This is a genomic window from Klebsiella sp. HMSC25G12, assembly GCF_001807705.1.
Taxonomy (GTDB): domain Bacteria; phylum Pseudomonadota; class Gammaproteobacteria; order Enterobacterales; family Enterobacteriaceae; genus Klebsiella; species Klebsiella variicola.
Genome location: NZ_KV789868.1, coordinates 1 through 25519 on the forward strand (window position 1 = coordinate 1; position 25519 = coordinate 25519).

35 protein-coding genes, 1 tRNA gene and 1 pseudogene are annotated in these 25519 nt (G+C 47.9%); 7 read left to right on the top strand and 30 right to left on the bottom strand.

What is annotated here, in order from left to right:
* Positions 1 to 29: 29 nt before the first annotated feature.
* From HMPREF3096_RS09710 to HMPREF3096_RS31755, 11 genes and pseudogenes are all read right to left on the bottom strand, one after another.
* Positions 30 to 692, bottom strand: a pseudogene (locus HMPREF3096_RS09710) (hypothetical protein); the annotation flags it as partial.
* Between the two features lie 82 nt (positions 693 to 774).
* Entirely contained in the window at positions 775 to 1215 is a 441-nt protein-coding gene (locus HMPREF3096_RS09715; protein ID WP_064388418.1) for a DinI-like family protein, read from the bottom strand.
* Between the two features lie 115 nt (positions 1216 to 1330).
* Positions 1331 to 3403, bottom strand: a complete 2073-nt coding sequence (locus tag HMPREF3096_RS09720) for a replication endonuclease (RefSeq protein ID WP_176747747.1) — start codon at positions 3401 to 3403, stop codon at positions 1331 to 1333.
* A 143-nt stretch (positions 3404 to 3546) separates the two neighbouring features.
* Complete coding sequence (locus HMPREF3096_RS09725) at positions 3547 to 3828, bottom strand: DUF3850 domain-containing protein (RefSeq protein ID WP_070544407.1); 282 nt, start codon at positions 3826 to 3828, stop codon at positions 3547 to 3549.
* Complete coding sequence (locus HMPREF3096_RS09730) at positions 3825 to 4097, bottom strand: DUF5405 family protein (protein WP_070544408.1); 273 nt, start codon at positions 4095 to 4097, stop codon at positions 3825 to 3827. The genes HMPREF3096_RS09725 and HMPREF3096_RS09730 overlap by 4 nt, the downstream gene beginning before the upstream one ends.
* Complete coding sequence (locus tag HMPREF3096_RS09735; RefSeq protein WP_070544409.1) at positions 4098 to 4319, bottom strand: TraR/DksA family transcriptional regulator; 222 nt, start codon at positions 4317 to 4319, stop codon at positions 4098 to 4100.
* A complete protein-coding gene (locus HMPREF3096_RS09740) occupies positions 4319 to 4546 on the bottom strand; it encodes a DUF2732 domain-containing protein (protein ID WP_023333493.1) in 228 nt (75 codons plus the stop codon). The genes HMPREF3096_RS09735 and HMPREF3096_RS09740 overlap by 1 nt, the downstream gene beginning before the upstream one ends.
* 67 nt (positions 4547 to 4613) lie before the next feature.
* Positions 4614 to 4952 carry a DUF5347 domain-containing protein gene (locus HMPREF3096_RS09745; RefSeq protein WP_000963463.1) on the bottom strand — a complete coding sequence of 113 codons (339 nt, stop codon included), beginning with the start codon at positions 4950 to 4952 and terminating at the stop codon, positions 4614 to 4616.
* On the bottom strand, positions 4916 to 5116 hold the full coding sequence (locus HMPREF3096_RS29020) for a phage filamentation protein Fil family protein (protein WP_023343330.1): 201 nt from the start codon (positions 5114 to 5116) through the stop codon (positions 4916 to 4918). Before HMPREF3096_RS29020 ends, HMPREF3096_RS09745 begins: the two co-directional genes overlap by 37 nt.
* A 7-nt stretch (positions 5117 to 5123) precedes the next feature.
* Entirely contained in the window at positions 5124 to 5633 is a 510-nt protein-coding gene (locus HMPREF3096_RS09750) for a phage regulatory CII family protein (RefSeq protein ID WP_070544410.1), read from the bottom strand.
* Between the two features lie 30 nt (positions 5634 to 5663).
* Positions 5664 to 5927, bottom strand: a complete 264-nt coding sequence (locus HMPREF3096_RS31755; RefSeq protein ID WP_058655896.1) for a hypothetical protein — start codon at positions 5925 to 5927, stop codon at positions 5664 to 5666.
* Positions 5928 to 6057: 130 nt separating this feature from the next.
* On the opposite strand from HMPREF3096_RS31755, the gene HMPREF3096_RS09755 reads away from it, so the two are divergent.
* From HMPREF3096_RS09755 to HMPREF3096_RS29030, 3 genes are all read left to right on the top strand, one after another.
* The gene (locus HMPREF3096_RS09755) at positions 6058 to 6630 is read left to right on the top strand and encodes a phage repressor protein CI (protein ID WP_070544412.1); all 573 of its coding nucleotides are present in this window, start codon (positions 6058 to 6060) and stop codon (positions 6628 to 6630) included.
* Positions 6630 to 7646, top strand: coding sequence for a phage integrase (locus tag HMPREF3096_RS09760; protein WP_047718525.1), 1017 nt, complete (start codon positions 6630 to 6632; stop codon positions 7644 to 7646). The genes HMPREF3096_RS09755 and HMPREF3096_RS09760 overlap by 1 nt, the downstream gene beginning before the upstream one ends.
* 275 nt (positions 7647 to 7921) lie before the next feature.
* Positions 7922 to 8677, top strand: a complete 756-nt coding sequence (locus tag HMPREF3096_RS29030; protein WP_071839153.1) for an abortive infection family protein — start codon at positions 7922 to 7924, stop codon at positions 8675 to 8677.
* Positions 8678 to 8721: 44 nt separating this feature from the next.
* On the opposite strand, the gene HMPREF3096_RS09765 is transcribed toward HMPREF3096_RS29030, so the two are convergent.
* From HMPREF3096_RS09765 to HMPREF3096_RS09800, 9 genes are all read right to left on the bottom strand, one after another.
* A complete protein-coding gene (locus tag HMPREF3096_RS09765) occupies positions 8722 to 9621 on the bottom strand; it encodes a DUF3800 domain-containing protein (RefSeq protein ID WP_197667058.1) in 900 nt (299 codons plus the stop codon).
* Positions 9622 to 9824: 203 nt separating this feature from the next.
* Positions 9825 to 11486: a terminase large subunit gene (locus HMPREF3096_RS09770; protein ID WP_064169486.1), complete on the bottom strand. Its 1662-nt coding sequence runs from the start codon at positions 11484 to 11486 to the stop codon at positions 9825 to 9827.
* The gene (locus HMPREF3096_RS09775) at positions 11470 to 11826 is read right to left on the bottom strand and encodes a phage terminase small subunit P27 family (protein WP_040211070.1); all 357 of its coding nucleotides are present in this window, start codon (positions 11824 to 11826) and stop codon (positions 11470 to 11472) included. The genes HMPREF3096_RS09770 and HMPREF3096_RS09775 overlap by 17 nt, the downstream gene beginning before the upstream one ends.
* Positions 11827 to 12101: 275 nt before the next feature.
* Complete coding sequence (locus tag HMPREF3096_RS29040; RefSeq protein WP_032691156.1) at positions 12102 to 12545, bottom strand: HNH endonuclease; 444 nt, start codon at positions 12543 to 12545, stop codon at positions 12102 to 12104.
* On the bottom strand, positions 12545 to 12838 hold the full coding sequence (locus HMPREF3096_RS09780) for a head-tail connector protein (RefSeq protein WP_048993111.1): 294 nt from the start codon (positions 12836 to 12838) through the stop codon (positions 12545 to 12547). The genes HMPREF3096_RS29040 and HMPREF3096_RS09780 overlap by 1 nt, the downstream gene beginning before the upstream one ends.
* A complete protein-coding gene (locus HMPREF3096_RS09785) occupies positions 12831 to 13169 on the bottom strand; it encodes a phage head closure protein (RefSeq protein ID WP_048993108.1) in 339 nt (112 codons plus the stop codon). Before HMPREF3096_RS09785 ends, HMPREF3096_RS09780 begins: the two co-directional genes overlap by 8 nt.
* On the bottom strand, positions 13166 to 14401 hold the full coding sequence (locus tag HMPREF3096_RS09790; protein WP_004174256.1) for a phage portal protein: 1236 nt from the start codon (positions 14399 to 14401) through the stop codon (positions 13166 to 13168). Before HMPREF3096_RS09790 ends, HMPREF3096_RS09785 begins: the two co-directional genes overlap by 4 nt.
* 1 nt (position 14402) lies before the next feature.
* A complete protein-coding gene (locus HMPREF3096_RS09795) occupies positions 14403 to 14963 on the bottom strand; it encodes an HK97 family phage prohead protease (RefSeq protein WP_048993105.1) in 561 nt (186 codons plus the stop codon).
* A 51-nt stretch (positions 14964 to 15014) separates the two neighbouring features.
* On the bottom strand, positions 15015 to 16181 hold the full coding sequence (locus HMPREF3096_RS09800; protein WP_064169487.1) for a phage major capsid protein: 1167 nt from the start codon (positions 16179 to 16181) through the stop codon (positions 15015 to 15017).
* A gap of 254 nt (positions 16182 to 16435) precedes the next feature.
* Between HMPREF3096_RS09800 and HMPREF3096_RS09805 the strand changes: the two genes are divergently transcribed.
* Positions 16436 to 17209, top strand: a complete 774-nt coding sequence (locus HMPREF3096_RS09805) for a hypothetical protein (protein ID WP_070544411.1) — start codon at positions 16436 to 16438, stop codon at positions 17207 to 17209.
* 52 nt (positions 17210 to 17261) lie between these two features.
* Here HMPREF3096_RS09805 and HMPREF3096_RS09810 read toward each other — a convergent pair whose 3' ends face one another.
* The 5 genes from HMPREF3096_RS09810 to HMPREF3096_RS29045 form a co-directional block, all read right to left on the bottom strand.
* Entirely contained in the window at positions 17262 to 17507 is a 246-nt protein-coding gene (locus HMPREF3096_RS09810) for a hypothetical protein (protein ID WP_004174250.1), read from the bottom strand.
* A gap of 287 nt (positions 17508 to 17794) precedes the next feature.
* Positions 17795 to 19594, bottom strand: a complete 1800-nt coding sequence (locus HMPREF3096_RS09815; protein WP_004174245.1) for a DNA primase family protein — start codon at positions 19592 to 19594, stop codon at positions 17795 to 17797.
* Positions 19591 to 19890, bottom strand: a complete 300-nt coding sequence (locus HMPREF3096_RS09820) for a DUF4222 domain-containing protein (protein ID WP_040177077.1) — start codon at positions 19888 to 19890, stop codon at positions 19591 to 19593. Before HMPREF3096_RS09820 ends, HMPREF3096_RS09815 begins: the two co-directional genes overlap by 4 nt.
* A gap of 4 nt (positions 19891 to 19894) precedes the next feature.
* Complete coding sequence (locus HMPREF3096_RS30415; RefSeq protein WP_071533744.1) at positions 19895 to 20095, bottom strand: hypothetical protein; 201 nt, start codon at positions 20093 to 20095, stop codon at positions 19895 to 19897.
* Entirely contained in the window at positions 20088 to 20348 is a 261-nt protein-coding gene (locus HMPREF3096_RS29045) for a host cell division inhibitor Icd-like protein (RefSeq protein WP_048993096.1), read from the bottom strand. The genes HMPREF3096_RS30415 and HMPREF3096_RS29045 overlap by 8 nt, the downstream gene beginning before the upstream one ends.
* A gap of 139 nt (positions 20349 to 20487) precedes the next feature.
* On the opposite strand from HMPREF3096_RS29045, the gene HMPREF3096_RS29050 reads away from it, so the two are divergent.
* Positions 20488 to 20679, top strand: a complete 192-nt coding sequence (locus HMPREF3096_RS29050) for a toxin-antitoxin system HicB family antitoxin (RefSeq protein ID WP_071533773.1) — start codon at positions 20488 to 20490, stop codon at positions 20677 to 20679.
* 108 nt (positions 20680 to 20787) lie between these two features.
* Here HMPREF3096_RS29050 and HMPREF3096_RS09825 read toward each other — a convergent pair whose 3' ends face one another.
* The 3 genes from HMPREF3096_RS09825 to HMPREF3096_RS09835 all read right to left on the bottom strand — a co-directional run bounded on the left by HMPREF3096_RS09825 (position 20788) and on the right by HMPREF3096_RS09835 (position 23213).
* The gene (locus HMPREF3096_RS09825) at positions 20788 to 20994 is read right to left on the bottom strand and encodes a helix-turn-helix domain-containing protein (protein ID WP_004174242.1); all 207 of its coding nucleotides are present in this window, start codon (positions 20992 to 20994) and stop codon (positions 20788 to 20790) included.
* Between the two features lie 147 nt (positions 20995 to 21141).
* Complete coding sequence (locus HMPREF3096_RS09830; RefSeq protein WP_064169488.1) at positions 21142 to 21756, bottom strand: hypothetical protein; 615 nt, start codon at positions 21754 to 21756, stop codon at positions 21142 to 21144.
* Complete coding sequence (locus tag HMPREF3096_RS09835; RefSeq protein WP_153587513.1) at positions 21753 to 23213, bottom strand: integrase arm-type DNA-binding domain-containing protein; 1461 nt, start codon at positions 23211 to 23213, stop codon at positions 21753 to 21755. Before HMPREF3096_RS09835 ends, HMPREF3096_RS09830 begins: the two co-directional genes overlap by 4 nt.
* Positions 23214 to 23334: 121 nt before the next feature.
* Here HMPREF3096_RS09835 and HMPREF3096_RS30845 point away from each other — a divergent pair.
* Positions 23335 to 23402: transfer RNA gene (locus tag HMPREF3096_RS30845), tRNA-OTHER, on the top strand.
* 159 nt (positions 23403 to 23561) lie between these two features.
* Here HMPREF3096_RS30845 and HMPREF3096_RS09840 read toward each other — a convergent pair.
* Positions 23562 to 24134, bottom strand: coding sequence for a GNAT family N-acetyltransferase (locus tag HMPREF3096_RS09840; protein WP_023323299.1), 573 nt, complete (start codon positions 24132 to 24134; stop codon positions 23562 to 23564).
* A gap of 1 nt (position 24135) precedes the next feature.
* Positions 24136 to 24453 carry a hypothetical protein gene (locus tag HMPREF3096_RS09845; RefSeq protein WP_227538790.1) on the bottom strand — a complete coding sequence of 106 codons (318 nt, stop codon included), beginning with the start codon at positions 24451 to 24453 and terminating at the stop codon, positions 24136 to 24138.
* 755 nt (positions 24454 to 25208) lie between these two features.
* Here HMPREF3096_RS09845 and HMPREF3096_RS09850 point away from each other — a divergent pair.
* Positions 25209 to 25519, top strand: a 311-nt coding sequence (locus HMPREF3096_RS09850) for an MBL fold metallo-hydrolase (protein ID WP_141749329.1), incomplete at its 3' end; no start/stop codon positions are given.

Sequence of the window (25519 nt, forward strand, 5' to 3'; positions counted from 1 at the left end):
AGCAAAAGTTCGATTTATTCAACAAAGCCCACCCCACCATAAGCATTAGTACCGCGAAACGTGGTTTTTACGATGGCATGTGGGTCTTTATTTAAAACCAAATGATAGACCGTTGAAACATGCTTGTAAGATGAATCATCATTCATGTTCGATTTTATTAGTTTTTCTAACGGACGATAAGAGCCATCCCAACCACTAAAATTACCCTGAAATGCGTCAAGGTTGATTTTATTATTTAGAGATTGCGGCTCTTTCTCGAAGTCATTGAAACACCACCCCAACGCATCACCGAGCTTTAATGCATCATCTTTAGTAAAAGTGTACTCACTCATACAAGCATAAAAAACATCAGTAGAGCTGGCCGGTACACTTTTGAAATCAACATAGTTTTTAACGATATCGTGTCGGGTTTCTTTTGGCTCGTTGCGATATTCTTTGAGGGTTTTATCTGCATACTCAAACGTTGGCGTAGCCGGTTCCGCTTTAACCTCCAGCGCATCAGTTTTTTCAACAGGCTGGCTCTTTTCAGTCGGCCATAAAATTGAGCCAATAACGCCCAACGCGAGACAGCCACCAAGGTAAACCGCACTGGAGCGCTTACGGTTCGGCATCCGAACCAGAGACGGCTTGATTAAACCCACTATAAAAGCAATAAAGAGTGCCAAAGATAAAAATGCTATTACGGTATCCATGATTTTCCTTTATGTGTAATCCCCATACAAAACAACCCCATGCTATCAAACACGGGGTCGATGGTTGTACATTTTTCAGGAACTAACGCCAGCTCTCATCTTCCCATACTTCCTGAAGGATACCGTCTAACGCTTCTCGGTCTGACTCCTGGTCGAACCCAACCAGTTCTACTCCGGTCATTGACCCTTTTTTTACCGTCACTCTCGTTGATGGGAAAATTGATTGTACGCGTCGGGTCAACTCGCACTGAAAAGCATCGACAACTTGCTGCCCGATTTTTTGGTCTTTATCCAACGTGATGTTAACCCTCACTTCGCCCCCTTTTTTTAATCTTTGTTCAACAGGAGCGGGAGCGAAAACAACTGAAAAAGAGTTGTTTTTCATCAAGTTCCCTCTCGCAATTTCCGCAATTAAATTCAAAGCAATTTCACGATCTCTTTCCTGACAAACACCCTCTGTCGTCAGACGCGCAATCATCTCGACCCGTTCAATCATGACTTGCTCGTTTAACTCTCTATCCACACAACCTCCAATACGGGATACTGTATAAATATACAGTATCACGTATCGATAAGAATATGAAAGAAAAAAGTTACGCCACAAAAGGTCGTATGTGCATGATATGGATATGAATTAGTTACAGTCTCAACTTAGTAACTGACGCTAACCCCGCGACTCGATTTAGGATTTGTCTGGCCTGAGCCCGGTGTGACGGTGCTGCCGGGAAAATTTCACCGGTTGATGAACCACGGCACCATTTGCCGTTTATGCAACTTTTTCCACCGGCCATCAGGTGCAGGGCCTCACCCCGGCTGATGGTTTCGCCGGTAGTGAGCCGAATCTCGTCTATTGTTCTGTCAATGGCTGCACTTTGTTTATCCGTTCCGTGGATAAAATCACACCCGATGACCCGTTTTTTGTCCCTGAGTCTGGTCGTTAGCTTCCGCCTTTCACTTCGACTCAACGGTTTGGATAAATCCAGCTCCGGCGGATCGCTTTCGCTTCCCGTACAGTTATTGACAGAACTCCGAGAGGGCGCAGGAGCGCCCTTAACGTCAACGGCCAAATCAACGGCACGCTTCGGCACAATTTTCCACTGCGTTAGCCGGGTTAAAATCGGGGTGCCAGCACCGACAGCGGAATCGTACACGCCACGGATGCAGACGGTTTCCTCACCATACTGGTTAAACTCGGCGCGCGGTTCATACAGCGTGCGCACCTGCAAATCATCGCGACGGACAAACGGGCCACCCTGCGCATTAACGTAACCAGCCCAGTCACCGGCGTCAGCGGCATCATGGACGGCGGCAAACTCAACGCTCAGACCGTGTGCGGTCTCGGTATCAGCGAGGCGACGCAACTCACGGTAGACCGTCACTGGCGCACCACCGATAAACTGAAACTGACGGATGTGCCAGCGTGCCGCCCATGCCGAAACGGCGGGGGCTGTTTCTTTCAGCAGCTCACCGCTTTCGTCATCGGTTTCACCATCAAGAGCATAGCCGTCGATATTTTTCGAAATGTATTTAGCTACATAGCCGGTAGCGCTCCCCTTTTCCGGGTCAATGGCCTCGGCATGAAAGCGAGCTTTTTTGGCTTTATCGCTTCTCAGTTCGTGGTGGTCTTCCTCCCACGCATAATCACGGATGATGAGGCGCACGCGCTCGACGTCTTCCGGCAACATGAACATAAGCATGTGCCAGTGCGGCGTCCCGTCGTGATGAGGCTCGGCAACACGTATGCCGAAAATGCGGATTTCTTCCCGGTGCAGCTTGGCGCGAATGCGCGCCCAAAGGCCGGTGAGATAGCTCTGCGTGTCCAACGGGCTGGCACCGTTCCATTTGCTGTTACGGTAGCCTGCTTTGGTGGTGGCGTGATATTTAGACGGTGCGGTCAGGGTGTAAAACTCACCGACATAACCGAGCTCATTGCAGATGTTTTCAAAACCACGGATACGGGTCATCAGCTCGCAGCGGCGTATCGCAGGGTTAGCGACCGAACCGTCGTATTTTTCAATCAGGCTGATGCGGTTGCCGTCTTCATCTTCGAGATCCAGCCCCTTGAGAAATTCACGCGTGCGGCGCTTCTGCTCACGCCAGTCGGTCACGCAGTTTTTACTCGCGTAGGCGTGTCGTTTTTTGCTGACATTTCCGACGGCAATTTGCAGATGTTCGCGCCATGCAGCCGCAATGCGACGCAGACGACCACGCCACCACACATCGTTAAACATACGAGCGATAGCCGGGGCGATTTCATCTTCTCCGACATATTTTTTAGTCACCCGCTCCCAATGCGGAGGGGTGACATTGAATTGCAGAGAAATAATACCGGCGCGCATGTACCAGGTGTACAGCGTTTTTAGCTCGCTAAATCCGGTGTCATCAATGTCAGCCAGTTCAGCACGAATGAAATTAGCAATATCAGCGGCCAGCAGGTCAATATCGGCGCGCGACATATCAGGGAGGCGGTTATATCTGGCGACCATGTTGACCATGCGTGACGCCAGATATTGCATGAGCTGGGTATCAAAATGACCACCAAAAACAGTGGCCGATAAGTTGCTGTTGATACCCGCGCACTGATATTTTTTTGCGACCAGTTCAAGACGTGGTAATGCCTTTTTGCAGAAGCTGATTAAAAAGGCATTGGCTCGTTGACTGCCCTGATTTTGCTCCAGCACCGCAGCGGTGCGATAAACATCAAAGCGCACGCACTCGGGTTGGAGCGAAAGCACTTTTCTCGCATGCAGCAAAGCCGCGAACATACGGTCGCGGCGATACTGTTGGTCATAGGTAAGATATGGGCTGGCTATTGCTGACCGTGGAGCGTTCCACGGGTAAGCAAAGTTAACGCTTACCCGCATAGTTCCCCCATTTGTCTACGCTGTATGCTTAGCATCACATAGCCGGGAGCCCACTCGCTAAGGTCAGTTATATGAGTCACCAGCACGTAGACAAAAGCGCCGGTAAAACCGACCTTTTTCGGGTCATATACGCAGGCTCCGTACTCGTTTAAGCAAAGTAAATCCCCTACAGCAAAATCACGGTCAGCACGGCGAAACTCGGCTTTTTTTGTTCCATTGATGACAGCCTGAAAAAACTCAGGCCGAATTTTTAGTTGATGTGTTTTTCTCATTCCACCGCCTTGATAGAGGAGGCGCACATTTCTCCGATACGCTCAATTTCAGATGCCATTGCGTCAAGCGTGGTAATTGATGACTGCTGAATATGATGATGAATCAGCCCGGAAATAAGCTGGTTAATTTTCGGGTAATAACCGATGGTATCGAGCCATTCCTCACCAGCTTTTTTACCTGACTTAACGACTTTCTTTTCATTCAGGATGAATTGATATTGGTCGCTGGTAATAACCCATTTGTTGCTAACTTCGATACGAATACTCATTTAAACGCCCTTGTAATGTTTAGATTTGAGCTCTGCTATTTGCTGACAGGTCACGCAAAAGGCCACGCCCGGTATAGCAATGCGGCGAGCTTCCGGGATTGGTGCGTCGCATTCTTCGCAGAGGAAACGAGAAGGCGCAGCGATACGGCTGCGCGCGTTGTTGATGTGGCGCTCGCGGTCTTCCTGCTCACGCTGTTGTGCTAAATCCATTGCGTCGGCCATTAGTGCAGCTCCTGTGATTCATTCTCAAAGCGAGTGGCTTCACGGCGCAGCAGTTCGGCGGCTTCGGTACCGCTCATCCCCTCTTTGGTGATATGTATCGCCAGTGCCTCAAGACGGATTGAAACAGCGAGCGCGCGGTCTTTACGTTCTTCTTTTTTGGCATCGGTCAGCAATACGGCCAGCGCATCGCTATCTGTATTAAAACTACGGGTTACAGTATTACGCATAATTTATTCTCCTGATTTCGGGCAATAAGAAGCCCGGCGGGTTTACGCCATTAAATTTCTGTTTGGATTAATTCGGCATGGTTAGCCGTTTGGGAAATAAACTCACCACTGCACGAAAATGATTCATCGCTGTAATAAGCGCCTTTTTCTCGTCAGTAGTCAGCTCACTTAATTCGAGCTCATGACGAGCCGCCGGGATTTTTGCCAGAAAGAAAATAGCGGCCAGCGCCCGATTATTCTCTTCAAATTGTGGGTCACGTTTATCGCGCATATCATCGACAAAACGTTCAACCTCTTTCCAGCTATCGCCCCAATATCTCGCGCGCAATTCAGCCACATGATTGAGACCGGCCAGACGTTCACCCGCTTTTAGCGGAACAGTCGCAGAAACAGCTTCGATAGCCATGATTCCCCCTGCTTTTGAGTGGAGAGACCAGCCAGTAAATCAGCCTGTGAGCTGCTCGGGTGCCAGCGCTTGCCATCCTTACCTGCGATCCAGCCGTGGCCGTAGTGCATGCCGGGACTTTGCTTTTTAAGCAGAGACGCGAATGACGGTTCAGTATTCAACATAAGCACCTCACATCAGACCGAAGGATGCGCCAATACCGCTCATGGTATCGACCACGCTCGACATGGCTGGATTAGTCTGCAGACGTGCATGCAGCGCCAGTGCCGACAATGACAACATGCGAATGCCAGCATTAACGCTTTCAATCATGTTGTGCTTACGGGCAGAGGTCAGGCGTTCATCAGATACCGCACCGCTCGCCAGTTCGCCGAGTTCACGCATTGCGCGCATGACATAAGACTGCAATTTGTCTTTAGCCAGCTCATTAACCGGTACACATGGCAGGCAATGAATCTGCGCCAGAAAACCATCAACGAGGGTTGAGTCTTCGGTCAGGTCAGTCAGTAGCCACAATTCAGGCGGCGTAAACTGGTGAGGCTGTTCCGGGTTGAGCTTGTTACGTAACGTTTGAACGTTCATACCCGCACGCTCGGCCAGCTTCGCCATGTTATGACGCTGCGCGAAAGCACGGCACGCTTCGTCATAGTGCGGATGTTTGGAAATCTGAAAATCAAACATGTTTCATCCTTATAATTCACATAAAGTGAATTAAGCACCTATGACAAGTTGAAATCGGGAATGGCCCAATACCTTACGCAACTGCTCTTCTTTCCATCGTGCGTAATAAATGCGAACAGGGCCGCCAGCCTTTTTGCAGCCTTTACGGATTTTGCGAGGTTCGATTGGTACACATGGATTATCTCCAGTTGTCCAACGGTAAGCGGTACGCTCTGAAACCCCCTCAAGCTCTGCGAACTGCTGCAGAGAAACCACTGGGGCTGGGATTTTGAAGATTGCGATTTCGGAAGCCATGCTGCATCATTTCCTCTTTGCCAATATTTGCCATATGGTTGCCAACGTTTGCCAATGTTTGCCACCAATTGCCACCAACAATCGAATCCTAATGCGATTTTTCGCATTGGTCAACATGAGAATGCCATTTATGGATTTTGAAAGCCAAATTTCAAACGAGGAAGTATTAGATAGAATTTGTCAGGTCTACGGGTTCACACAGAAAATTCAGCTCGCAAACCATTTCAATATCGCAGCCAGCACGCTACAAAACCGCTATACGCGTGGTAACGTCTCCTATGACTTCGCCGCATTCTGCGCCCTTGAGACTGGCGTCAATATCCAATGGATCCTGACGGGAACGGGGCCGCAAAAATCTGATGAAAACTCAAAATCGTCTTACGAACTCCAGTCATTCACATTAAGTGAAGGTAGACTCACTGAAACTGGAGTATTGAATATCGACCCCGAGCTTTTCGAAAAACCTTTGAAAAGTGCCATCTGTGTTAGAAGCGAGAGCAAAAGCTACTTCGCTGAGAAAGATGCGCCTCTGGCTGACGGACTCTGGATTGTTGATGTTGAGGGTGCAATCAGCCTCCGTGAATTAACGGTTCTACCCGGTAAAAGGTTGCATGTGGCTGGCGGCAAAGTACCGTTCGAATGTGGGATTGATGAGATAAAAACGATTGGCCGTGTAGTAGGTGTATACAGCGAGGTTAATTGATGACTGTCCGTAAAAATCCGGCCGGCGGCTGGATTTGTGAGCTCTACCCAAACGGTGCAAAAGGCAAACGTATCAGAAAGAAATTCGCCACTAAAGGTGAGGCACTGGCATTTGAACAGTACACCATTCAAAACCCGTGGCAGGAAGAACAGGAAGACAGGCGTACGTTAAAAGAACTGGTTGATTCATGGTATAGCGCTCATGGCATTACGCTGAAAGACGGCTTGAAACGTCAGTTAGCCATGCACCATGCTTTCGATTGTATGGGCGAACCACTCGCACGCGATTTCGATGCGCAGATGTTTTCCCGCTATCGAGAAAAACGGTTAAAAGGTGAGTATGCCCGTTCAAACAGGGTGAAAGAGGTATCGCCTCGCACGCTTAATCTTGAGCTGGCCTACTTCCGGGCGGTATTCAATGAGCTAAATCGCCTCGGAGAATGGAAGGGTGAGAACCCGCTGAAAAATATGCGCCCATTCCGCACAGAAGAAATGGAAATGGCCTGGCTAACTCACGACCAGATTTCGCAACTGCTCGGAGAGTGTAAAAGGCATGACCACCCTGATTTAGAACCCGTGGTAAGAATCTGTCTCGCCACTGGTGCACGGTGGTCTGAGGCTGAGAGTCTGAGAAAAAGCCAGCTCGCGAAATACAAAATTACGTACACCAACACGAAAGGCAGAAAAAACCGCACCGTCCCAATCAGCAAAGAACTTTATGAGTCTCTGCCTGAGAATAAAAAAGGCCGGTTGTTTAGTGATTGTTATGGCGCGTTCCGGTCAGCTCTGGAAAGAACAGGCATCGAACTACCGGCAGGACAGCTTACCCACGTTTTGCGCCACACCTTCGCCAGCCACTTTATGATGAATGGTGGTAATATTTTGGTCTTGCAGCGCGTACTCGGCCATACCGACATAAAAATGACGATGCGATATGCTCACTTTGCCCCTGACCATTTAGAGGATGCCGTTAAACTTAATCCACTGGCGACGAGTGGCGATAAAATGGCGGTGTAAATGGCAAACATTGGCAAATGCTGGCAAACATTGGCAAACTAAGTCAATGTTTAATAACGCAAACTATTGATTTTCGGTTGTTCCGGTAGGAACTCATAATCGCTTGGTCCCCCGTTCAAGCCGGGGAGGGGCCACCAAATTTCAATAGGTTACATGAGTTCTTAGCTTTTAGCTTTTCCTAGGATACCTATAGGATACCTGAGTCAGGTATTAGTGAGTAAATCCAAAAGGCATCCTTACTTACAAGATCGATAACCTAAGCTTTGGTGATCTTCATGGATAGCTTACCCGAAACGCTACGCGATGATTTAGAACGCGCTCTAGCCTTACAGAACACCCTTTTAGATAGAGCGACAGGCAAGGGCGATGATGAGTTTGCTTATAAACAACTTCGCCATTACTTCATTAACTTGACCTCCATTTCTGACCTCCTTCCCCAATTCATTCGGACATGCCGATCACTTAGCCAGTTTTGGCAACATATAAAAAAAATAGAAGGCTATGCCCAAAGACGGGAGGCGATATGGGCTGAGTTTCAGCCTCTTTTAGATCATCTAGAAGAAAAAAACACATTTCCTGCCGATACATTTATTACTGAAGGACTGAGAAGCTATGATGAAGCAGGGGTGAATGAAGCATGGTCTAAAGCATTAGACAGGCGACTAACAGATCCGGAAGGCGCTATTACCTCATCACGGACATTATTAGAGACTGTATGTAAACATATTCTGGATGATATTAACGTTTCATATGACAGAAATTTTGATATGAGTGAACTGTACAAACTCGTAGCAAAAGAGCTAAAACTTGCTCCAGACCAGCATTCAGAACAAATATTTAAACAAATTCTTAAAGGTTGTTCTTCTGTAGTTAATGGACTAGGAACTTTGCGAAATAGATTTGGAGATTCTCATGGGCAGGGTAAGAAACCAGTTAAGCCATCTGATCGCCATGCGCTTTTAGCTGTGAATCTAGCTGGTAGCGTTTCTATTTTCTTAATCCAAACATGGAAAAACATGAGAAAAAATTAAAAAGTTAAATTGGGAGGCCGGTCAAGCCGGCCATCCACATGAAGTCACTCAAATAGATCCTTAACAAATCGACCTTCTTTATCTAAGTTATCATTCTGCCAACCTTTATTAATTCGATGCACAGAAGGAATAAATTTCCAAATGCGAAGTTTATGGGCAAAATGATTTGTCGAATCACCACTAATACCAGTTGATTCGAACCAATTAAAGGCTTTAGACCCTCTTGTTTGTGCATCAATATATTTTATCGTTTCGTAGATATACTTAGCCATTTCTAATTTTAACTTTTGCTTGGCAGTCATTCCCCTTTTTCCATTTGGCCTACGCAAATGGAATTTATTACCATAGTATCCAGCAGCCCCCATCATGAGATCGCACACCTGCAAGCGAATAGAATTTGCACTATTTTCATATGTAACGTTGAGCGTGATGTCAGGTCGACTCCACATTCTTGGCAAATTTTCAAGAAAATCTTTCAGCCTAGTTTTATGCTTTTCGCTTGAATGCCCATCAAGTCTGACAAGAATACTGCTGCCTTTGGCGTCTACAGGAATATGTTTACAACCAAACATATTTTTTATGTATTGATAATAAAGCTTGAATTGTATATCCAGTTCGGTTTCGTCAGGTTCAGCATCATGATGATAAGCTCTGTCACGAAACATCTGACGATATTTAATATCATGATTTAAAATATGGAACTTTAAACAGTCAATTAATTCTTTATAATAGTCTTTATTTTTTAAAGACACATTCGACCATTTGACCTCTTGGGTTATGTTGTGTCTCAATTTAATTTTCGTAAGGGCTGTCTGTAATCTATCAACATCAGACTCAGATCCTAAAATCCCACCAAAAAAGCAATGATACCGGTTTGGGGGGGGAGTGCTGTGAGTCCAAGCTTCATCTGCAAATATCTGATATTTGGCCACTTTTTTCTCCAAAAAAAAACCCTGCCTCCTTAAGAGCGCCGCATGTCGTACAACATGAAGCTCGGGAGTCAGGGTTCTTGTACCTATACTAGACGTTAATACTACGGAAGTCTAGCAAATCTTATTGGCCTGATTCGCCTGTTAGCAATGATACTAACGTCAAAAAAAGAGTTAATCTACCGTTTCGTATCGACATCTTTCGCTGCATCTCATCACTAGATGCCAATAAATCTCGAGAGTCTTTCCTTATGCTGATGACTCATATCAAAGGCAAAATCCTCATGCTCAGACTGGAAAGTACCGAACGCCATCAACGCTGATACCGCCGGGTCGATCTTGTTAGCGGATTTCTTCTTGTTAGGCTTGATATTGGCGTTGGCGTCAGACTCCATCACCACGTTACCAATCGCCCAGGACAGAACAGGATCGCCACGATGACGCACAACCCTGCGGTTGACGAATACCTCAAAGGATTTCGCGACCGGGCTGAACTTGAGATAGGTTTGAGGAAACGGCTCCACATCGAGACCGGCTCCCTGAAGCTGAGTGCGCAGATGCGTGGCGTTCCAGGTATCGAAGCCCACCAGCCTGATATTGAAGATTTCAGCATCGCGCAGGATATCGTCACGAATGCGGTCATAGTCGATACAGTCGCCGGGTGTGGTGCGTATCCAGCCCGCTTTCACCCACTGGCGGTAGATAGCGCGGTTTTTGTTGGCGACGTTAAGCAACTGCGCTTCCGGCAGATAATGGCGGGTCAGCAGGCGGATCTCCCTGTCGAACGGGAAAGCGTAGCTCACGCTGGTGATATCGCTGGTTGAGGACAGGTCAAATCCTGCGTAGCACTCCATCCCTGCAAGATCTTCTTCGGTATAGTCGAGCGCGCAGGCGTCCCATGCACCGGCCCCCATCCACGGAGTGGAGCCCTGACACCAGATATTGAAACGTTTGGTCAGCATTTCCACCCACTGCGACGGTATGCCCCGCGCTTTCTGGAGGGTGGACTCCAGTTTAGCCGCGTCAACGGACACATGCAGGTTAGGGTTAGCCTTGATCCACATTTCAGGCTGCTCAACCTCGCTTTCGTCGTCCAGCTCGTAGATCAGGACAAACAACGAATCGTTACTCTCCTCCCCGGCCAGAATCTGGCAGCAGTAGTCATAATGCTGTTTGCAGGCGGAGACAACGTTACTTCCGGCGGTCGTGATGGCGAACAAAATCGCCTCCGGTCGTGCGCCCATCCCCAGCTCAAGCGCGGAATAAACGCCGTTATCGGGGTGAAGGTGGTATTCATCGACAATCGCCAGGCTGGGGTTAGTCCCCTCAATGGTGGCCGCTTTCGCCGCCAGCGGCTTCAACAGGCTGTTGCTCTTTGGATAAATGACCTTGTGCGCCTGAATATTGACGCGCTTTTTTAGCGGTTTTGACAGCAGGCACATCTGGCGGGCATCGTCGAACACGATTCGGGCCTGATCCCGGCTCACCGCCGCCGTGTAGATATCCTGCTGGCCCTTCTCCATTACCAGAAACCAGTTAGCCAGCATGGCGGCTACGGTAGATTTGGCATTCTTGCGCGGCACTTCAATAAAGGCACTGCTGTACTTCCGGCGGCCTGATTCCCTGACTTTAAATCCCAGCAGGTTAGCAAAGGCAAATTGTTGCCACGGCTCCAGTTCAATAGGCTGGCCGCGCAGCGGTCCTTTGACGTGAGGACAGAGCCGGGAGAACGCAATAAACCGCTCTACGGTCGCCGTATCGAACTCATAACGGGGGTCACTCAGGTCTGAAAAGTACCTTTCCACGGCCTGTTTTACGCGCTTACAGGCCGGAATTTCGCCCGTTTTTATCGCGTTTGCGTACTCATCCCAGACGGTCAAGCTCGTCTTCCTCTTCCGTTTCTACAGGGTTACGACGGCGGCTTACCGGATCAAAGCCCAGCAGCGACGACATTTTAATCATGATTTTTTCAGCATCCGCCTTTGCACTCAGCGCCGGATTTCGGCTCTCACCGCCCTGGCTGTTAATAATGCTGAATCCACGGCTGGCAAGGTCTTCCACGGCTTTGCGGTACAACGAATAGTTGACGCAAAAAAGCTCAAGGTTATTCCAGTCGGCGGGAGTCAGATCCCCGCGCTCCGCCAGTTGCTTCGCCTTTGCTTTCCACTGCTGCGCGGCTAGCTCATCAAGGTAAGCTGGCGGTTTTGGTGGTCTTGCCATAAAAATTTCTCGTTTCCATCGCGTTTTATTTTCAAAAAAATTACCGAGCGTAAAAATTTGAGGGGGCAGGTGGTTCCTCGCTGAGAGGGGTTTGTCCTGAAAACCTCCCCCACCCCGTCCATTCGGCCTGTCAGCGGTTGCGAAAGCATTCCATGAACTCCCGGTCACGCTGGCTCATGCGCTTTGCGGCGGGCTTCTTATGCGCTCTCTGTCTGGCTGGTTGCCATGACTCACGCTGCTTTATCAGCCCACTAATCAGCCGCTGCTGTTCCTGCTCAGTCATTGTTTGCCTCATAGATCCAGTCGGTGCGATGACGTGCTGCTTCTTCCTGCTCACGGAACTTACCGGCTTTACGCTGCTGCTTCGTCACCGGGTCTGTTGTGGTTGTCTTCCGTCCATGACAGGCAGCGCATAACGACTGGTGATTACTGGCTGGCCAGAACAGCACATCGGCCTCACCCTCGATAGGGATGATGTGATCGACGATAGTTGCCGATGTATAGACGTCAGCCTTAAGACAATGGACACACAGCGGATTAGCTTTCAGAAAATGACGACGGTATTCGCCCCAGCGGTTGGAGTAACCACGCTCTGTTCGCGTACCTCTTCGGCTGTCGCTTTGTCGGCGGGCATCCCGCTTATGCTCGTCACACTTGCCAGACTTCACCCGTTTATTACATCCCGGCTCAGTGCATCGGCGTAGTGGTTGCCACGGCATCAGTACACCCCCACATCACGATAGACAGACCACAACGCAGAGACAGCCATCGGTATCTCTTTGGCGTCAGTATCACCAATCATCGTGCGGTACTCGTACAACTGAGATACGTACATCAGACAGCCAATCTTGATAGCTGGCGTAAACTCCAGCCCGTTATCAAACCGCTTACCGATATGCTTCTGGCAAACCTCCAGCGCCGCATCGATGTACGCCTGTATCAGCCTGTCTTCATAATCATCATCAATACGGCAATGCAGCTTTGCTTCTTCCAGACCAATTAACTCATTCATTGAAAATGCCTCCCTTGCACAGCAGCTCAAGCCGGGTGTGATCCACATCAGGAATGACGGCCACAATGCCGTAAACCTGCCCCCGGACATTTGGCGAGCAGTACAAAATGCGGTTTGCGGTGGTGATATCGTCGCGGTAGCGCGTCCAGATTCGTACAGTGGCTTCGGAGTAGAGCGCCCCGGAAGACATACGCTCACGCCCACTTATAGCGCGGATTTCAGCCCAGACGGTGGCAAGGTCAGACCACACAGAGATAACCTGCCCCATCTGATCACGGTGAGATTCTGACTTCTGAAAAGTGACGCGGCGTTTCATCTTTCCGGCTCTCATTCGTCACCGTCCTTGTTGTCCTTACTGACCTTCACTTCCTGCTTCCATGCCTGACTGTATTCGTCGCCACCTTCACGCGGTGGCATCCCTTCGCGTTCGCGGGCTTCGTTCGGGTTCATGATCCCGTTCTTGATACCGCGCTCATAAGTTGCGTAACGTTCGGTTGGAGTGGCTCGAAGAAGATCGGCAGAGTCGAACTCCACCTGATAACGGATTCCGGGTACAGGCGATGCCACCAGCAACGCGGATTTAATCTGCTGCTCAAAGTTCGCCAGCCACGGGCGCATTGTCATGGTAAGAAAGGCGCGGCTCGCCTCACTAAAATTGCTGTAGGTGCTGTTGCTGTATTCCTGCAGAAAGATAGGAGAAACGTTAAACATGCGGGCAATATCTTCAATGGTGAAGCGACGGGAGGCCAGCCACTCAGCATCCTGATTGCTCATGCCAAGCTGCTTATAGTCCATACCACCTTCAAGGATCGGCGTTTTCCCGGCGTTTCTGGCACCTTTGTAGCGTTCCAGTGCGTCCAGAGCTTGTTTGCCCTTTAAGCTGTCGAGCCATTCAGCAGTAGTGACCACGCCAGCCGCCATCATGCCATCTTTCATAATGCTGGCACCGTGGCGCTGCTGAGCGAGGCCCAGCCCCAACGCCTCACGGCAGACGGTGATCGGCGAACGCCCCAGAAAGCCATCATCGGTGGAGTAACGCAGGTGCAGCATCTCTTCCTGCAAGTAGGTGCGCACAGCCCCCGTAAACGGTTCAGTAACGGTGTATTTGTACTTATGCTGGCCAATACGTTCGGGAACAACCGCCCCCGGCGCATACGGATGCAGGGATTGCGGCTGGCCGTCACGGCCCCACTGGATCACCGCATAGGCGTTACCATTCAGCAGGCAGTGGCGCATCATCGTGCGTTTAAACTGGTAAGGCGTCTGGCAGTCGTTAGGCTGTTCGTTCAGGAGAAAATCCACCGGGTGATTGCTCAGCCACTCCCGCGCCTCTCGTCCTTTATCATTTCGTACCCGATAGAGGTAACAGGGCATTGTCGCCACAGCTTCACTGATAACGGAAACAGCATTCATCACCGCCGGCAGAGATTCCGCAGTACCCGCAGACACGTACTCGCCTGATCCGGTATTTGGAATCCCTGCCATCGCCAGAAACTCATCAATGGTCATGCTGCGCTGCTCGGAGGGTTCAGACTTACGGCCAAACGGCCAGATATTCCACATATCAAAGCCCCGCTAATTCAGCCCAGCGGCGACGGTTATCGCCAGCGCGACGCAGTTCAGGATGTTGGGAGAAAAGCGAACGGTACGCGATTTCCACGCCAGATTCAGGATAAGCAGGCATAGACGTAACTGTAATTTCCCGCAGTTCAGCGGCGGTCACAGTGCGCAGGTATGGAGACTGGCCGATATCCCACGCCTCTTTCAGCGCACGGAAACCAAAACTCATGCCGGAAATATCTCCACGTTCCACCAGCTCCAGCACATCATTCCCAAGCTGGGTATTCGGTGGAGTAAGTTCGAAGCGCAGCCCGGTATCGTCCTCAGACAGCACCAGCGTGCCAGATTTAGTGCGCCCCAGCAGTTGGGTATAGTTATGCTCATACAGCGCACGCACATCACTACCGGATGCCAGGCTGTCTTTAAACGCCCCCGGCGCGAACTGCTCACGAAATTCATCCCAGATAACTTCTGACAGGCTGTTCCAGCGCACCGCATAGCCCACCAGCTTTTTGTTGCTGGCGCTTAGTTCAGAGGTTCGGATTTCAAAATCAATTGTTTTCATTACTGGACTCCACAGAGGGCAGAAAGGGGCCGAAGCCCCTCACACGTCGAATCAGGAACCGGAGCCGGAAAGCTCAAGCACCTTGATGGCGCAGGAGTCCACCACGCCGCCGCCCAGGTATTTATCGGTATGCACCTTGTAGAAACCCGGTTCGGTGATATTGTCAGGACGGGTGCGCACGCCTGTGGTGTGATCGACAATGAAGTAACCACGCTTAAAATCGCCTACCGCCAGAAATGCTTCTCCCGGAGCCGCATCGGGCATAGTTTCCAGATACTGAACCGGACGGCCCAGCAGCGTATCAGGAGAGTCAGCGACCAGACGATCGCGCCAGATATAGTCCCCGTTATCGTTTTTCAGCTTCTGAAGCGTGGCCGCAGTATTCGAGTTCATCACCCATACGGCGTTCTTGCGGTATTTTGCTTTCAGCTTGTATAGCAGGTCGATCAAACCATCTGAGTTAACAGCAGCAGTTTCCATTTTCTCCAGCGTACCGAAAGGTCGGGTTTTATCACCGGTGGCCACTCGGTCATAGGCCAGAAAGCCTTTAGCCTTCTTCACACCATCGCCGTTAACAAAATCATTTTCTTCAGTAGCGCTGAAGGTGTCGGAGATTTCAGAAGATAACCAACCCAGAACATCCACCTCGGAAAAATCGAGGATCTCCTGAGTGGTTTTCGGGTATGCATAGATCGGGCTGAGTTTGATATCCACACGTTCCATTCTTGGTGTGGTAGTTTCGGCACGCGCTTCACCTTCTGCCGCATGCTTAACGGCAGCACCGCCCACAGATACCAGTTTCTGGTATTCGTTGGTTTTGGTTGTCTTCACTGTCGCGATAGATCGCATCACGCTATCATCCTGCAACTGGCGCATGATCTCTTTGTCCAGCTCAGGGATAACGGTATAGCCGCCATCAGCCTGCACCAGCGTGGAGAGAGAACGGGTATCACCGGTCATGATGTAGTGTCGCAGTTCATCGTTGCTTACTGGCTCACCTTCAACGGAAGTACCAGGCAGATTGCGCTGATCGTCGGCGACGGCTTCAAGACGGGTGATTTCAACTTCAAGCGCATCAGCCTGGGCACGGAGTTCGTCGAACTGCTTGCCCTCATCATCGTTCAGGCTGCGCTTTTCGGTGTCGGCTTTATCCAGCATGGAACGCATCTGGGTTTTGAGTGCGGCTTTCTGCTGGCGTAATTCGAGTAATTTTTTCATGAGTGGTTTCCGTAACAATTAATGTTAAGACGTGAAACCAACACTTAAAGGGATGGCCGTTTAACCTTTTTCGGACTCTCTCCGGCTGTCTCGCACAGCTTGGTTAAACGGCCTGTGGCGGCTCACGTCTGAGTGCCACCCTTCAAGATATACATAAAAATTTTAATTAATACCCCTACTTGAGCAAGAGGTAATATGAGGTAGAATCAGGTATATGATTTTTACAATTACTTTCAATTCATACAGGTGCCTGAATGCAAGTATATAAAGAAATTCTTGAATCCTTACAAAAGATGACTAATGTACGTTTAAATATTGCAATCCTTCTAACTTGCTTATTTTTAATTTTCATTTCACCTAATGATCATTTCATACTTGATCCTGTGTCAAAACTCATACCCCAAAGCCTTATTTTAATAACGTCAATTCGCCTAGTATTTTCCATTATAAATATGATTCACTCCATCATTTCTGAAAAAATAGAAAAACAAAACAGGGAGAAGCAAGAGATTATTGAAAAACAAAAAAAAGAGCAAGAGAAACAAATTTTAAAAGAGACTATGCGAGACACTTTTAATACACTGGACGTATACCAACTCCATATTATAAAGGAACTAATAGGCAAAAATAACAGCTCACACCCAAAAGATGCTTCACTTTTTTCTTTATGCAATCAAAATATCACACAAGTTGTTTCTACTGGTGAGACATCACAAAGCGTAGCACTGACTAGCATCGCCAAAGATATTATTAAAACCGATTTTAACGATGATATATCTCACCTTGAAATAAGTGCTGCAACTAGAGCATTTAATTCAATGACGCATAAGGAAATAGATTGCTTTAAATTGTTATTAGAAAAAGAAATGATAAAAACATCTCTTTTTGATCGCTATAACAAAAGGTATTACTTACCGAGTCATGATGTATTCAAAGAATACAGCAAATCCATTCTTTTTATGCAACCTCAAAAAGGTTATGAGTATATTTTAAATCCAACCTTAAAAGATGTATTAAGCAGTTATTAAAAGCTAGCCGCAAGCATGCGGCTATTCTTATTCATAACTTTCATACCATCATTTACTCAGAGGAAAGTTTCATGTTATCTCTATAGATCTGTAAATAATCGATCATTGCATCTAATTGTTCTCTGTTCGTGGCTAAAATTTCCTCTGACAGCGTACTGCGAACAAAATCATGATGATCGATCCAAAAGAAAGCACCATCGGCTAGGGACTGCTTATACTCTGCCGTCGACATGTCGCTTATGTCCCTTAGTCCATACTGCTCATAATGTTCTTTGATGTCCTGAAAAGTAATAGGCATACCACCCTCTTATAAAAATATAAAATATGTGTTTAAGTGTTCACCCCTTCACCTTTATGTATTTTCTTATTAAATTCATACAGTTATATGGTGAACACTCTTCATTCAGGTGTTCACAAGTGTTCACCCGACCCTTCACCCTTTAGAACAAAAAACAAACGAAAGGTGAACAGGTGAACAGGTGAATACCTGGTGAATACTTTATAAATAAGTGTTCACCCCTTAACACTATGTATTAAATAGACTTTTCGACAAGGTGAATACTGGTGAACACTTAATCTATAACTTTACTCTACCCCGCTATTTTCAGAGGTGCCTGAACAGGATGGCATCCAGTCGTCTGAATCGCCGTGTAGCGTAACGTTTGACCTAATACCGTGCTTAGTCTTTCTCTTCTGATACGCCTTGCCATACTCAGCCATTGCACCTGGCATATCGGTTCCGAATCGCATCAGCGATACGGGCTTGTTGAGACCATTGGCACGCATGTATGCAAGGTAGGCGTGATACAGATACTTCCGTGGGCTAAAGGGCACTATCTCAGCATTGCCGATAAACATCCCATCGCAAGCCACCGACGCCAGCAGGTAGCCGCAGAAGTCCACCAGCGAATCACCTTCACGTTTAATTGCCAGAGCCTCTTCGGATTTCTGCTGTTCATACAATAGCCGTCTTGCTTCGTCCTGATCTGCAAAACGTGTAAGCAGATGGCGGATAACTACAGCCAGCTCCCCCTCTATTTTCTCTGCGAGCATCGAGTCTCGTTCGTTTTCCGGTACAACCTCCGAGAAGTTGAATATCACGCGCCGCCGCGAAATGCCCCCGCTACGATCGCTGAATGTCATAGCATTATTGTTGACCGCCAGCACCACCGCCGGAATACGGGTTGAATATGGCGCTTTATGCTTAGGATCGATAGACACCTTGTCACCACCAGTGATGGCTTTAATACCAGCACCATCGCCAGCGTACCGGGTCATATCCGGCATGATGATCAGCGAGTAACCCACCACCAGCGCCCTATCTCTTGCATCCTCCAACGCCTTCATACTGGCTGAAACCGTATTAGCCTTGCCAGCCAGCATGGTGCAGATTTCAGCCATCACACTTTTACCGCTACCTCCGGGCCCTGTTACCTCCAGAAATAATTGCCAGTCGTATCTGTTTGCCAGCACCATAAACAACGCCGCCAGCACACGATCTGTCTTACGGTCATTACTGGCTACGGAACGACGGAGCCACTTCCAGAAATTAGGAGCATGGCTGGCCAACGTTTCCCCTTCGGCTGGTGGACTGAATGGTAATTCACTGGCGATCAGTAACCAGTCTGTTTTGCTATGCTGTCTGAATTGCCCCGTCCGGGTATCAAATACCCCGTTACTAAAGCCAATCAGATTTCGAGCTGTCACCCCCATAACTGGCAGGCTTAGTTTCATAGTTTCTACTGCCGATTTGACGGCGTTCTGTGAATAGGCAACTTCAGCATCAATGTAAATCTGTGCCATTTCGCGCTGCAGCTCTTTATCCGGCAAAGGGGTCCACACCACACCGTTGTAGTGGTGTACGGTGTCAGAGTCGGCATGAATTGCCAGATCGCCATCATAATGAGCCAGCAACACTTCACCTCGTTGGCTTGCTCCCATCTGATTCAATGCCGGTGCCACACCGCTATTGGCTGGTTCACGTTTTATGATCGGGAGATCAACAACCACATTATCCGCCCTGATTCTCTCCAGATAATCATGCCAGTCCTCTGGTTGTCGGTCGGGGATCCCCTTATACAGTTTTGCATCCTGCACTCCCGCCCGGGCCAGTTTCTCACCAATAGCATTAATCATTATTGGCTCAATGTTTCCGGCCAGATAAACACGCGCACTACGGCGACCATTATCGATGATTTGCAGGTGATCCAGTTCCGCCAGTTGTTTTGGTCCAAGATAGATAGGAGGCGTAGTGTCTTCAGCAATTTGTTTACCCAACCCCTCTTCCCATCCCTTTGCATGAGCGTAGGCATCAGTCCCAGCAAAAATAATCGCTTCCGTAAATTTTTCCTTTGGCAGAAATTTTAAGTTCGGTGCACGTTTCATTTGCCCGCTCTCTTAGCAGCAATTAAAGCACGCAGGTTATGAATTTTTTCTGCTGTGTTATTCGACTCACACCATTCGCTGAACGTCTGGCGTTTCACCGGCCAGAACTCCCTTCTAAATCTTTCGACCGGGAAAACGCACTCTCCGGAATACCCCTCCCTGATATATGTAATCCGGTTATCAGCGACAATTTTCACCGTTACACGCTCGCCCCTGTTATCTCGGAAAATATCTCCAGGGAAGATTTCAGACCGAGCCTGGCCACCAGCAGTCAAGCTGTTAATTTTCTTTTTCATGGCATTAGTCCTTTTTGACTGGCGTTACGCGATAACCGGCGCGTTCAAGGATGTGATCAAAGAGTGATGGCGTGCCTATAATTTCATCCTGCCGTAATACCGTATCTCCTTTCACTAAGCCGTTTTCAACGTAAAGCAAAATACGACCGGAAAAACTTGGAGAGACATGTAGTGAGATATTCAGCATCGGGGTTTGACTATCCATGATGAACCCCCATTGCATTCAATTCATAAACACCGGCGGCGTGCAGGAACAGAGAGGATTCGGAGCGAATCTTCGCGGCAAAGGTTAGATCCCATCGGGAGTAGCATTCGCGGGCTTCTTCTTCGGTGTCGGCTGCAACGCGGATAACCACAGGTGTACAGGTCTGTCCCTTCGGCGTTCCAGGGAAAAGCCAAGTGAATCTATTCAGGTTGTGCCAATCCCGCCCTTGCGGATGTGTGATATGATTTTTCATAGCTTCCTCGATACGTTAACTATCGGTGGAGGTCAGACGCCCTGGCACTGTTCCCGCAGTGCGGGGCGTTGTTTTTTGCATGTTCGTCGTGATAACGTACGTACATAACAAAATCCATGCTATAAGGTTACGTACGTACATGTCAACTATCAAACGAGACAAAACACCAAAAGGCGAAGGCCTTTCACCAACTTTCCAAATCAGAATTACTCCAGAATTACGACAGCAGCTTAATGATGCAGCAGAACGTGAGGGTGTTAGTCTCGGTAATTGGTTGAAAGAACTGGCCCGCGAGGAATTGCGCCGACAGGGCATTGAGCCAAAAGGCTGATTTTGACCACCAGCCGTAAGCCTAGTAATCTGTCTCTGATTTATTTTCGTTTGATTACGCTGGCGGCCCTGCATGGCCGCCTTTGTTTTATATGCCATATCCAGCCCCTTAAACCGTCTGCGTTCTGCGGGTGGAATCCAGATAAGCATCCAGATCAGACTTGAAGTAAATGACCTTCCGACCGACCTTGTGAAAGGGAATTTTTACCTTGCCAGTATGCGCCCAGTTCGCCAACGTCTGGGGATTCACCCCAAGATGAGCTGCGGCCTCATTACGAGTGAGTCTTTTAGAAAAATTTGATTCAACCAAATGCATAAGTAGCTCCGTGTAGTATTGGTTAACAACGAAGCCAATCTAAGATATTGATTTTAATTCAATAAGGTGAGAAGTAACTATTCGGGACGACGAGCAGGTATTGGGGAGGGGAAGTTACTACCCCCTCTGCTGTTTTCTGATCCTGCTCTACGTATAGGGGTTCGGGACGACCAAATCAGACATTATGTATTTCTTTGGCTTAGGCGGTAATAACTTTTCTTTTTTTATCCAGCTATCCACCGTTCCTTCATCCACTCTCCCCTCATAACGATTCATCAACTTTGCTATCATTTTCTTTTTAGATAAAGCAGGGTTTTTCTCCCAGGTGGCTTTGATAATTGCCACAATTTCATCATGCAAATGATGTCGGTGTCCTGAGGCTGCGTCACTTCTATTTTTTTTGACCGCACCGTCAATAATGTGATTCATATAAACATCTGATAACGTCACACATCGCCCAACTCTGTCTGCCAAAGCGCCTAACTCCTTAGCCAGATCTGTATATCCAAGAATTGTTAGTACGTTCACAGCTTTAACCAACACATTTTCATCATCCGATAACGGCCTGTTTTTCTCTACCAGTTGCATTTCGGTGAGGCTATTCGCTATCCATTTTTTTTCTTTAATAGTTTTCCCAGCTATTTCTTTTTCAATACGATTCACATGCTCATCAGCATTTTCCGAAGAGAAACTTTTTACCAATTGCTGAAAGGCATACATTCTTGCCACATGCTCGGCATCTACTCGATTTAAGTAACTCATTTCTTAACCTGCATATGATTTTGGCTTAGTATTTCAAAAAGCATCTTGCGCTTATATTCATCAGTCAAATTGCCTAACGCAGACAATAACTGTGCATCAATAGCTTTCTGGCTTTCGACAAGCCCAGCATGTTCCAGGATGGCCCGTTCAATTCGGGCAGCTGGCTCAAGCAGCTCGTCAGCACCGAAATGAAGGTAGCCTTGCGTAACATCTGCGCTCCGCATCGTTCGGTGGTTCATCAGTCTTTTGAGGATGTAACTACCAACGCCCACCAGCTCAGCAACGGTTCCGAATGTCCGGCGGGCATCATGCCATTTGAATGGGATTGGTTGGAGCATATCAGGATTGGGGGCTGGGACGGTGGCGGCACTGATTCGATCAATTACATGGCGATATTCTTTAATGATTCCTTTAACTCCAGGAAACACTAAAGCCTCATCTCCGTTTTTCATTTTCAGTCGGCGCCGGAACAGATTCAGCAGAGTTTCAGTGATTGGCAGCTCAAGCGGATCGCCGTTCTTGGTAGCATCTATCCAGAAATAACGACCGCCAATATTCACCCGATTCCAGGTTAGTTCAAATATTTCAGATTTACGCAGCCCGGTGAACATCGACATTTCTACGGCGTCACATATTGCAGCAGCTACATCGTCTCGTCCTTCTTCGGCCTTATCTCGAACTACAGCGACGGCATTTAACCAACGAGCAAAGTCATGGGTACGGATGCGCTCCGTCTTTCTGATCGTGCCATGCCACTGACGCTTTGTACTCAGCACCATTGTTGGCGGGTCAGGTAACAGCGTTCTCCCTTCTTCATCACGATAATGATCATGTGCGAAACGATAAACGGCGCGTAGTGCTCTGGCCCACAGGTCAGCCTGGGCTTTACTACCGGTTCCAACCCCTGCCCGCAAAGTTTCTTTATCAGCGCCAAACCAGACAGAACCATCAGTTACTGCTTTATGACGATGCTCAACACGTTCACGCGAAATGGTAGCGAGGGATTGTTTCATCCAGTCGCCGGAATAATTTTGTAAGATTGCGCGATATTGCTTTTCAGTTGTGGGTTTGAGGCGGTGGCCACGGTTCTTAACATATGCATCCAGCGCATCGGCAAGCGAGACAGATGCCTTCTCATTAACACGTTTGTCCACATTTGGATTTCTACCGCTGGTCGCAACGTCGCCAAGCATTTCGAGTGCTTTTGCTCTGGCATTATCAATAGTTAGGTCCGGGAAACGGCCCAGCGTGGCACGGATGAATTTTCCATTTCTCTTACGTGAGATACAGAAGCTTTTCACACCACTGGTGCCAATACGGATGCGTAGACCATTAACAATGGTATCGCCATACTCAACCTGACCTCGTTCGGCCGGCGGCAAGCTTTCGAGCTTAACTTTCGTAAATTTGAATGTTTCCACAAACACTCCACACCAAGCGACTGAGGCATCCTGCATATCGCTTGTTTTGCTCTAGGATACCTATAGGATACCGCAAGGGAGTATTTTAGAGTATTTCTGGTTATTTATACAGTACTTTTATTTTATCTAAATTATTGAAAATTATATATAAGTAGTTTTAGGTAAGAAGTTGCATTATAACTCATAATCGCTTGGTCGTTGGTTCAAACCCAACAGGGGCCACCAGATATCAAGGGCTTACGTGCAAACGTAGGCCCTTTTCCTTTTCAGCCTTCCCTGAAGAGAACAGCGATCGGCAAACCACCGGCTTAACCTGGACCTGCGCTTATGCCGACAGGCGCCGAAGACGCCCGCCGGGTATACCGCACCATTTCAGCCCAACGCTCAGGAGGTCGGTAATGCCATCATGTGGTACTTATTGCCATTGAAGTTAAAGAAACCGACGTCTTCAAACTGGTTGCGGGTATGAAACGCATACGAGCGCGGGTTCAGTACATTGACGAAAGTAACGATGACGGGATAACGCGGGGCGAACACCTTGCGCTGATACGCAAGCAGCAACTCGCCCACGCCCTGACCACGATACTCTTCTGCGACGCAGATGGGGCCATACTGATATGAGCTAGCCGCATCCAGTTTTTTCCCCTGGTAGCGATATTCGTTGAGAATACTTGCCATATATTTAAACATGGGCCAGGGGCTGAGAAATTCCCACGATCCGCCGAGCAACAGGCCAATAACCTTGTTACATGAACGATCAACAGCGATCACTACACCACTTTCGGCTGAACTCAGTTCGCTTAATTGCTGCTGCGTCATATCGGTGGTGACAAATCCATTCGCCCGCTGCTCGCCTGCAAGATTTTTAGCGTGATAGCGCTCCAGCAATTGTTTCACCTCAGGGATGTCTACGTCTTGCGCCAGACGAATGACGATATTTTCATTGACCATTGCCATTTCATACTCCTGTAAAATATTTTACTGAAAGCGTCACCATCATCGCACCGACGGTGACAAACAGAACTTTGCGAATGATTTCACCATTGGTTTTAATGGCGGGCAGAACCATAAGCGCCATGTACCTCTGCATTTTTTGCTTCAATATAATCAGTACAGGCGGGAATGATGGAGGACTGGGTGATTTGCCGGATATAAATTGCGGTAGTTTCCATATTACATAACAGTCCTCTTCAAGCCTTTTCCTGAATTCGTCTGTTGGTATGGGAAGCGCGTCTTTGATACGATCGGCGATTGATAGAATAATTGCATTCTTCATAAACATACCCTGTCCTGAAGCTACCAGTATAATAAGATTTGTTTCACTATTTATCTGAATAACGCATTCAGATATTTCCATTTCATTCTAAATAGTGCGGTCAATTTATAACGCAGATTTATTAACCCCTTCAAGATAGCGGATAAAATCCAGACGATCTTTCTACCTTGCGAGCTGATTACAATCCTTTAAATTTTAACTACATAATTTTTATAAAACTTTATCCTGCCGGGATAAAGCTGAATCAGTTCAGCTAAATATTGTCAACAATTCATTAATAACAAATAGAAATAAGATATATCAACATTAGCAATGCTACTGGATACGACGTTTCTCAAGTCAGTTCAGCGATGCGGGCAATTGCGCATTTCCATCCCTGCAGCCCTCAGGATCGTGGATGTCGAACGGCCCGACCTGACGGTCGCGTTCATTCGGTCTACCACGAGGGCGTGGCGTAATACCGGCATACTCATAGACAGGTTAAGTTGTCAGGAATGAAAGACAGTGATTGCCCTGCCACCGCTGCCATTGACACGATAGTTGCCGCGTCTGCATTAATAGCTAACTCAAGCAAGAAGCGGGCTTTGCGAATTTTTTAGCTGTGCCCATTCTTTTTCCTGCAGGTGGCTAGCCAGCATTAACGTGCAAGCCAAATGTTGGTGAATTGCTTATCCGCAATGAATGTGGCATAACACCGGTCCATAATAGAAAGAGTTTCCTTTTCATATTGTTGGCGCAACATCGAGGATTTGCTGATGCAATTAACGGTTCTGGTTGATAATAATACATTAATTGACAGGTATCTTGTCGGTGAGCCTGGTGTATCCTATCTGATTGAGCATGATGGACAAAAAATCCTTTTCGATACCGGATATTCGGATGTTTTTTTGCAGAATGCGCAAACGTTGCAAATTGATTTAACCACCATCGATAGTATCGTTTTATCGCATGGGCATAACGATCATACCTGGGGCCTCAATCATTTAACCCAACATTATGATCGCCTAAATTTCACGCCTGAGAGAAAGATAAACTTAGGGAAGGTGCGAATAAGCAGGTCATTTCT

Coding starts and splice junctions, on each gene's coding strand:
- HMPREF3096_RS09795 (WP_048993105.1), bottom strand. CDS start 14,963: ATGAAAACAATTGATTTTGAAATCCGAACCTCTGAACTAAGCGCCAGC.
- HMPREF3096_RS09740 (WP_023333493.1), bottom strand. CDS start 4,546: ATGCGTAATACTGTAACCCGTAGTTTTAATACAGATAGCGATGCGCTG.
- HMPREF3096_RS09790 (WP_004174256.1), bottom strand. CDS start 14,401: ATGTGGAATATCTGGCCGTTTGGCCGTAAGTCTGAACCCTCCGAGCAG.
- HMPREF3096_RS09760 (WP_047718525.1), top strand. CDS start 6,630: ATGACTGTCCGTAAAAATCCGGCCGGCGGCTGGATTTGTGAGCTCTAC.
- HMPREF3096_RS09780 (WP_048993111.1), bottom strand. CDS start 12,838: ATGAATGAGTTAATTGGTCTGGAAGAAGCAAAGCTGCATTGCCGTATT.
- HMPREF3096_RS09775 (WP_040211070.1), bottom strand. CDS start 11,826: ATGGCAAGACCACCAAAACCGCCAGCTTACCTTGATGAGCTAGCCGCG.
- HMPREF3096_RS09830 (WP_064169488.1), bottom strand. CDS start 21,756: ATGAGTTACTTAAATCGAGTAGATGCCGAGCATGTGGCAAGAATGTAT.
- HMPREF3096_RS29045 (WP_048993096.1), bottom strand. CDS start 20,348: ATGAAAAATCATATCACACATCCGCAAGGGCGGGATTGGCACAACCTG.
- HMPREF3096_RS29040 (WP_032691156.1), bottom strand. CDS start 12,545: ATGCCGTGGCAACCACTACGCCGATGCACTGAGCCGGGATGTAATAAA.
- HMPREF3096_RS09840 (WP_023323299.1), bottom strand. CDS start 24,134: ATGGCAATGGTCAATGAAAATATCGTCATTCGTCTGGCGCAAGACGTA.
- HMPREF3096_RS09800 (WP_064169487.1), bottom strand. CDS start 16,181: ATGAAAAAATTACTCGAATTACGCCAGCAGAAAGCCGCACTCAAAACC.
- HMPREF3096_RS29020 (WP_023343330.1), bottom strand. CDS start 5,116: ATGTTGAATACTGAACCGTCATTCGCGTCTCTGCTTAAAAAGCAAAGT.
- HMPREF3096_RS29030 (WP_071839153.1), top strand. CDS start 7,922: ATGGATAGCTTACCCGAAACGCTACGCGATGATTTAGAACGCGCTCTA.
- HMPREF3096_RS09805 (WP_070544411.1), top strand. CDS start 16,436: ATGCAAGTATATAAAGAAATTCTTGAATCCTTACAAAAGATGACTAAT.
- HMPREF3096_RS09755 (WP_070544412.1), top strand. CDS start 6,058: ATGGATTTTGAAAGCCAAATTTCAAACGAGGAAGTATTAGATAGAATT.
- HMPREF3096_RS09745 (WP_000963463.1), bottom strand. CDS start 4,952: ATGGCTATCGAAGCTGTTTCTGCGACTGTTCCGCTAAAAGCGGGTGAA.
- HMPREF3096_RS29050 (WP_071533773.1), top strand. CDS start 20,488: ATGTCAACTATCAAACGAGACAAAACACCAAAAGGCGAAGGCCTTTCA.
- HMPREF3096_RS09810 (WP_004174250.1), bottom strand. CDS start 17,507: ATGCCTATTACTTTTCAGGACATCAAAGAACATTATGAGCAGTATGGA.
- HMPREF3096_RS09785 (WP_048993108.1), bottom strand. CDS start 13,169: ATGAGAGCCGGAAAGATGAAACGCCGCGTCACTTTTCAGAAGTCAGAA.
- HMPREF3096_RS09815 (WP_004174245.1), bottom strand. CDS start 19,594: ATGAAACGTGCACCGAACTTAAAATTTCTGCCAAAGGAAAAATTTACG.
- HMPREF3096_RS09730 (WP_070544408.1), bottom strand. CDS start 4,097: ATGAGTATTCGTATCGAAGTTAGCAACAAATGGGTTATTACCAGCGAC.
- HMPREF3096_RS09735 (WP_070544409.1), bottom strand. CDS start 4,319: ATGGCCGACGCAATGGATTTAGCACAACAGCGTGAGCAGGAAGACCGC.
- HMPREF3096_RS09845 (WP_227538790.1), bottom strand. CDS start 24,453: ATGAAGAATGCAATTATTCTATCAATCGCCGATCGTATCAAAGACGCG.
- HMPREF3096_RS30415 (WP_071533744.1), bottom strand. CDS start 20,095: ATGGATAGTCAAACCCCGATGCTGAATATCTCACTACATGTCTCTCCA.
- HMPREF3096_RS31755 (WP_058655896.1), bottom strand. CDS start 5,927: ATGGCTTCCGAAATCGCAATCTTCAAAATCCCAGCCCCAGTGGTTTCT.
- HMPREF3096_RS09820 (WP_040177077.1), bottom strand. CDS start 19,890: ATGAAAAAGAAAATTAACAGCTTGACTGCTGGTGGCCAGGCTCGGTCT.
- HMPREF3096_RS09750 (WP_070544410.1), bottom strand. CDS start 5,633: ATGTTTGATTTTCAGATTTCCAAACATCCGCACTATGACGAAGCGTGC.
- HMPREF3096_RS09725 (WP_070544407.1), bottom strand. CDS start 3,828: ATGAGAAAAACACATCAACTAAAAATTCGGCCTGAGTTTTTTCAGGCT.
- HMPREF3096_RS09825 (WP_004174242.1), bottom strand. CDS start 20,994: ATGCATTTGGTTGAATCAAATTTTTCTAAAAGACTCACTCGTAATGAG.
- HMPREF3096_RS09835 (WP_153587513.1), bottom strand. CDS start 23,213: ATGCAGGATGCCTCAGTCGCTTGGTGTGGAGTGTTTGTGGAAACATTC.